Annotated in this window: 8 protein-coding genes; 6 read left to right on the forward strand and 2 right to left on the reverse strand. The window is 35.3% G+C overall.

What is annotated here, in order from left to right; genetic code table 11:
- Nucleotides 1-930 precede the first annotated feature (930 nt).
- The gene (locus V7266_RS30540; protein ID WP_335473029.1) at nt 931-1,542 is read left to right on the forward strand and encodes a LysE family translocator; all 612 of its coding nucleotides are present in this window, start codon (nt 931-933) and stop codon (nt 1,540-1,542) included.
- A 238-nt stretch (nt 1,543-1,780) separates the two neighbouring features.
- On the opposite strand, the gene V7266_RS30545 is transcribed toward V7266_RS30540, so the two are convergent.
- On the reverse strand, nt 1,781-2,317 hold the full coding sequence (locus tag V7266_RS30545; RefSeq protein WP_335473035.1) for a PadR family transcriptional regulator: 537 nt from the start codon (nt 2,315-2,317) through the stop codon (nt 1,781-1,783).
- A complete protein-coding gene (locus tag V7266_RS30550) occupies nt 2,314-3,156 on the reverse strand; it encodes a sialate O-acetylesterase (RefSeq protein WP_098532866.1) in 843 nt (280 codons plus the stop codon). Before V7266_RS30550 ends, V7266_RS30545 begins: the two co-directional genes overlap by 4 nt.
- A gap of 300 nt (nt 3,157-3,456) precedes the next feature.
- Between V7266_RS30550 and V7266_RS30865 the strand changes: the two genes are divergently transcribed.
- The 5 genes from V7266_RS30865 to V7266_RS30570 form a co-directional block, all read left to right on the forward strand.
- Nucleotides 3,457-3,582 carry a DUF6980 family protein gene (locus tag V7266_RS30865; protein WP_420491524.1) on the forward strand — a complete coding sequence of 42 codons (126 nt, stop codon included), beginning with the start codon at nt 3,457-3,459 and terminating at the stop codon, nt 3,580-3,582.
- Between the two features lie 247 nt (nt 3,583-3,829).
- On the forward strand, nt 3,830-4,279 hold the full coding sequence (locus tag V7266_RS30555) for a GNAT family N-acetyltransferase (RefSeq protein ID WP_335473031.1): 450 nt from the start codon (nt 3,830-3,832) through the stop codon (nt 4,277-4,279).
- Nucleotides 4,280-4,521: 242 nt separating this feature from the next.
- A complete protein-coding gene (locus V7266_RS30560) occupies nt 4,522-4,917 on the forward strand; it encodes a DUF1801 domain-containing protein (RefSeq protein ID WP_335473032.1) in 396 nt (131 codons plus the stop codon).
- Between the two features lie 124 nt (nt 4,918-5,041).
- On the forward strand, nt 5,042-5,464 hold the full coding sequence (locus V7266_RS30565; RefSeq protein ID WP_335473033.1) for a hypothetical protein: 423 nt from the start codon (nt 5,042-5,044) through the stop codon (nt 5,462-5,464).
- 229 nt (nt 5,465-5,693) lie between these two features.
- The coding region (locus V7266_RS30570; RefSeq protein WP_335473034.1) for a CBO0543 family protein at nt 5,694-6,203 on the forward strand (510 nt) is incomplete at its 3' end.

Consider the following 6,203-nt stretch of genomic DNA (forward strand, 5'->3'; position numbering starts at 1 on the left):
TGGCTACTGATATAATAAGACCAAATAAAAAATGGTCAACCAGAAATATTTAGCATTCTGGCTAACCTTATAATACGAACTGGGCGGTTTACTTAAAGAAGGAATGAAAGGATATTACCGTAATATATTAGTCATAAAAATTGATTATTGGTGGTGAACAATGAAAAAGACCCCCGGTTTATTCGTTTTTTTTATTTTCCTATGTGTTGTTACTGCCTGTGGAGGTCCCTTTACATCAATATCTTCCTATTTGTATGTAGTTAAAAAGGCACACTCAAAAGATGCTAAAGAAGCGTGGATAATAGCATATGACCCCAACAGTATTAAAGAAAAGAAAGAAATAAAAATAATGGTCCAATAACCAATGGTTTGGAACTTGATTGAGGTTAATAAAACTTATTTTTCAAGTTACTCAAAAAAAGGAGATAATCCCTGGATATTAGAGCAAATTGAACATCTTGGTGACAATGATACTATCAGATGATTAATTTGAACATTCCCAAATGTGTTTATGGATTAAGTGCCAAACTTATATTGGATATTGCAGTAGTTGTACATAATTTAGTAGACATAGATGGATTCATCGAGCCTTTGAAACAATTTTATGAACTTATTTTTCTAACTGAGGGAATTTAGTTAATAGAAGGAGATATAGAAATCTTTATAGAAGTAGTGTTTATCAGGTTAAATGGGAGAGGGCTTTTTATGGAAATTGAAAAAATATATTGTGGTTTAACAATACTAGAAACTGAACACCTTATTCTTAGAAAAGTTACTTTAGATGATGCTGAAGATATGTTTTTATATGGCTTATGTTAAAAATCAAGCTGCAATTGAAGGCAGCTTTTTTTGTGCTTCAAAGCAGGATAGCGTAACATATTGTTACACTACAATCAATTATAGATACTTTATTTGGAAGGATACCCACTTATGGAAATTCTTGTTTTTTTGAAAGGTTTAATTATTGGTTTTTCTATTGCTGCACCTGTAGGACCTATTGGTGTCCTTGTTATTAAAAGAACATTAAGTCAGGGGAGAATATATGGAATTGTGTCGGGAGTTGGGGCAGCAAGTGCGGATGCCATTTATGGACTTATTACAGGGCTTGGTTTGACTTTTATTACAAATTTTTTTATAGAACAGCAGTTTTGGTTTCATTTAACCGGGGGCGCATTCCTCTGTTATTTAGGAATAAAAATAGCAATATCTAAAGCATCAGAAAACCCTGCACAAGTCCAAGGACAGCATTTATTTGGGGATTATGTCTCAGTTTTTCTCCTTACTTTGACAAACCCTATTACGATATTATCTTTTGTTGGCATTTTTTCCGGATTGGGACTCACTCAAGCTAATAAAGGATCAGTGGTCACTTTGGTTTTAGGGGTATTTATTGGCTCAGGAATTTGGTGGCTTATACTTTGTTTTGTTGTGGGGCTTTTCAAGGAAGCCCTAAAAAAACAAACCTTAATATGGATTAATCGATTATCGGGTCTTATCATTTTTTTATTTGGAATATATGCCTTTTGGGGGTTATTGCACTAACGGGTCAGTTTAGTTCAACAAGAGGTATGTGGAAAATATAGTAATAATTGTAATTGTGAACCTAAATACAAAGTAAAAGAGATGCAAATTGCACCTCTTTTTCTACTGATAAATTAATTTTCCCCCCTGTGAATCAAAATGGTAAGTATATGAAGGTAAAATTAAAAGACTTGAGTCCGATAGAATACCGAACTCAGGTCTTAGAAGTTGCTTAAACTATATTTCTAACTTTATTGGGTCAGATCATCCCCTCTATTTCTGCTTTCAATTGTTCAAACCACTTTAAGTTAACCAAGTGATGGGAATGAGAATTTTCGTTCATGCGGCGGTAGTAATTGATTGTGCCGGGAAGTTCTTGCGTGTTGGACAGGTATTCATCAAGGAGGGCGATTCGGGTTTTTGTCTGGTCGATTTGCGATTGGATCAGTTCCAGCAATTTGTTTTTGTCGAATTCATCGGCAAAGAGTAACGCCCCATAAAATTGCAGGTTCACATATTCCGATTTGGTGCCGTATTTGACCATTAATTTTTCGAATTCTGCCATTCCCGATTCGGTGATTTTAAAGTTCCGAATTTCGCGCCCAATGGTTGAAGGTTTCTGCTGAATCTGTTCAATCCAACTTTTTTCTTCAAGTTGCTGCAGATTGTAATAAAATGAGCCTTTTGTGAAGTTAACAATGTATTTGTAATTACGTTTTTCCATTAAGGACAGTAGTTCGTAGCCGTGAGCGCCTGGGTTTTGGATGAGCAAGCCAAGGATAAGTAAGGGGATTATGGCTTCATCACCTTCACCATCTGCGCCTCAAATTCCGCGTACGTGATTTTACCCGAAGCCAAATCCATGCTATGAAGGTAAATCTGTTCTGTTTTCGAATAATCGCGCTCCACTTTCAGCGATTGCTCCTCCCCCGGGATGGGTTCCAGGACATGATACTTTTTAGAAAAAGCATCGAAATAGCGGTAGCCGAATTTGCGTTGCGAAAACGCGTCTAAATGAATGCCATCAGGATTCGCTGTTAAACCTGCCGCTGTTACAAAATAACAATTTTGCTGTTCGTTCGCGAAGCGCTGCAATTGTTCATTGACCTGTCGAAATTCTGTCGCGTGCTGTCCAAAACCGGTCTTCCCAAGGAAATCACCAAGTCCGCCAATGATCAACGGCACCTCATCAAGTTTCAACTCGTTTCTTAGGGTCTCGATGATAAGGGTTAATTTCACGTAATAAGTTTCATGCAGCGAACGATAACTGTCACTCTCACCCTGGTGCCAAAGGATTCCACAGATTTGACTGGATCGGAGGGCGAAGCGGGCTTCGGACAAAGCATGCTGAAAAAGGATGCCTTCTGGATGCCAATCATTCAAGGAACTGCCACCTTCCGCACAAGGAATCAAACCAATTTCTTCATCGGGATGGGCTTTCGACCAGGCATCAGCAAAAGACGCGGCAAGGCCTACGCCGGAAACCGGACGGTCGTAATTAATCGGCTCTGTCATCATCTGCCACTGTCCATTGCGCAGCATTTTTATTTTTTCATTATAGATAGGTTCTACTTCATGCAAAAATCCACGGCCCGCCATATTCGACTGACCCAACATTAAAAATGACTTTATCATCTAATCTTCACTCCTTTACATTACTTTATTGGTCTAATTAGACTAAAAATATCATATAGTCTAATTAGACTGTAGTCAATTCGATTTATCTGGTGAAATTTTCATAACTAAAAGGTTTGTTTTTTTATTCGTATGTATTGGAACAAACTGACATGATAGAAATGTAAAACTCATTATAATGAAAATCTAGTGGTTGTATTTGAGCAATAGCATGGTCTTTGGCTTTTTCTTATTCAACTAATTGAGTGCTTTAACTAAATAAGGAGAAATGAAATTATGAAAAAACATTGTTGTGAGGATATGGCTTATCATGCAAATTTCGAGTGTGAAATACATGAGAACCCCTATAAATGTCCCGACAAGATAATCATTTTTGATAAACGAAATAATGACTATGGTTTGATAATACATGATGGTGGAACGTAGCATCGATTTTTGTCCTTGGTGTGGTTCGAAACTTTGAAAATTAAATACTTTCTTGTTGCACTAACTGGTGCTTGAGTTTAGCAAAGAGTTGTAGCTCTTTTTCTTGTTTCACTAAAGTGGTAGGATACTTAAAGAAGATAGAAAGAAATTTTACAAAATAAGAAACTCGCATCGTGTATTATTTTTTCAATTTTAAATACAGGAAACAAGATATAAATTCGTAAACAACTTTTAAGGAGGTATTCTAGTGAACCAACACAAATTTATAATAACTCAATATAATCCTACATATGCTGAACAGACAGTGGGAATGTGGCGAAATAGTAAGGAACAGGCCATTGGTCAGAAAGAAATTCATAGCTTTGAAAATCAAATTTATTTTTTAAATAATATATTATCTAAGCAGTATCAAATAGATTTAGCGTTAATTGATGACAAAGTAGTTGGAATTGTTGCCTATAATGAAAGGGAGATAAGCCAACTTTATATTCATGTTGATTATCAAGGAATCGGAATAGGTCAAACATTATTAGAGAAGGTAAAAGAACAATCAAGTGGGAGATTAACATTATATACATTTGACGTAAATGAAAACGCAAAACGATTTTATGAAAAGAATGGATTTAAAATCATTGGTAGAGGACACGAAAATGAAGAAAATTTACTGGATATTCAATATGAATGGATATTCAAATAATGAATGTAAACGGAGACTATAGATATAAAAAGGTTAAAGGAAAAGCAATTGTTTAACCGATATAATTTGTTCTTTTTTTGTTGGTGATAAAACACTAATCCAAGATTGTGAAGTGATGCACTTAAAGTAACGGTGCTTTAGCGGAACAGTTGGATTGCCACGGCAACCTTTTTTATTTTTCAAATAAATGGCAGAATAAATTTAACATAAACGACTATTTATCCGTTAAGGGAGGTAATGAAATGGAAAACAGGGTTTCTGGCCCGACCACTTCCAATGTGCAAACCGTTGAGAAGCTTATTGAAAGCTTCCCTTCCCAGATTAGAGAAATCATTGAACTATTACGATCTGTTGCCAAGACAAACATGCCAGGTGCATATGAATTTGTGTATCATAATGCCCTCAACTACAAATTATCTGAATCGCCAGGTACGTGGATCTGTTACATTTCAGCTCAAAGGAACTATGTAAGGCTGGTTTTTTTCTTCGGGACAAATCTTTTTGACCCGAAAGAACTGTTAGAAGGCACTGGGAAACGTATGCGTCATATTAAAGTAAGGACAGTGGTGGAAGCAGGCACTGATGAATTGGCAGAATTAATTCGACAGGCTTGGGCCGATGCAGACAACGACTGTTGACAGCATGGATCCAAAAGCTAGGGGCACATACTGATGAAGCTAACGATTGTGAAGAAATGTACTTAAACTATCTAGCAAGTTAGTTGAAGATGAATAATCACATAATAATATCGGAGGTGTGGTAATGATTACTGTTAAGAATGCTAAAAGTTACCTTAAAAATAAGATTGGTGAAGATACAGATGATATAAAAAAGGTTTGGGAAATATTTAAGGATTTTTGTAGAGAACCAGTTGAGGGAGTAGAAGATAAAGAAATCTTATTTCAATGTGGTGTTTATGATTTTACTGGCGAAGAACTATTTCAACTTGATTTTGTACGCCAGTTTACTGTTTATGATGGGGATGAGTATTATGGAATGGAACAACTTCACTGTGAATTTTTATTAAAACCAATCGATGAATTAAGTAAGTTAGAAACAGTAGAATGGTCAATGGATTATGAGGATTTAGATGATTTTTTAAATCATATAGAAAACCTTCAGGAGTTTAAAATACCTTTAAATTCAAAGCCGATAAAATTAGAAATATATCAGGAAGAAGTTTAAACCTATTGTACTAACGGGTGGAATGAGTTCTGTACTTGTTATATAGGAAGAATGAAAACAGATTTACTCATATTATTTAATATCATTATGTTCCCGATGCTATGGCTCCATTATAAAGCCCCTAATTGCATACATAAATTCTTTAACGGTTACCATAATACCTATAATTCTTACAAATTTGCTTTACGTTAGTCTAAATAAGTAACGTTTTAAGAGTAGGGGAATTAATATGCCAGTATTGATAAGTAAAGATGAACTCAAAAATTCTATGGAATACTTTGAAAGAATTCATCAAGTACAAGGGGACTATTTAAATTACTGGAAAGAGCATACATTATGGCATAAAGACTTTTGGGTCGCGTTAGCATTAACTATTCTTCCTTGGTTGATATGGGTTTTAATTCGGAAACGTGGTAGTGAGGCAAGATTACTTTTAGCTGGAGGGTTTGGCTTAATTATTGCCACTTGGTTAGATTTTTTAGGAATTGTTTTTGGTCTCTGGCATTATTCAGGGAGATTATTACCTACCATCCCAACCTTTTTCCCCTGGGATTATTCTTTAATTCCAGTATCTCTTATGGTCAGCCTCCAATTCAAACCCCATATAAATCGCTTTTTAAAAGCAATTATTTTTTCTGCACTAACTGCTTTTATAGGGGAACCCTTTTTTATGTGGCTAGGATATTACACTGAAATAAAATGGAGTGTTCTTTATTCATTCCCAATATATATAGTTATC

The organism is Neobacillus drentensis, assembly GCF_036965645.1.
Classification (GTDB): Bacteria; Bacillota; Bacilli; order Bacillales; family Cytobacillaceae; genus Neobacillus; species Neobacillus drentensis_D.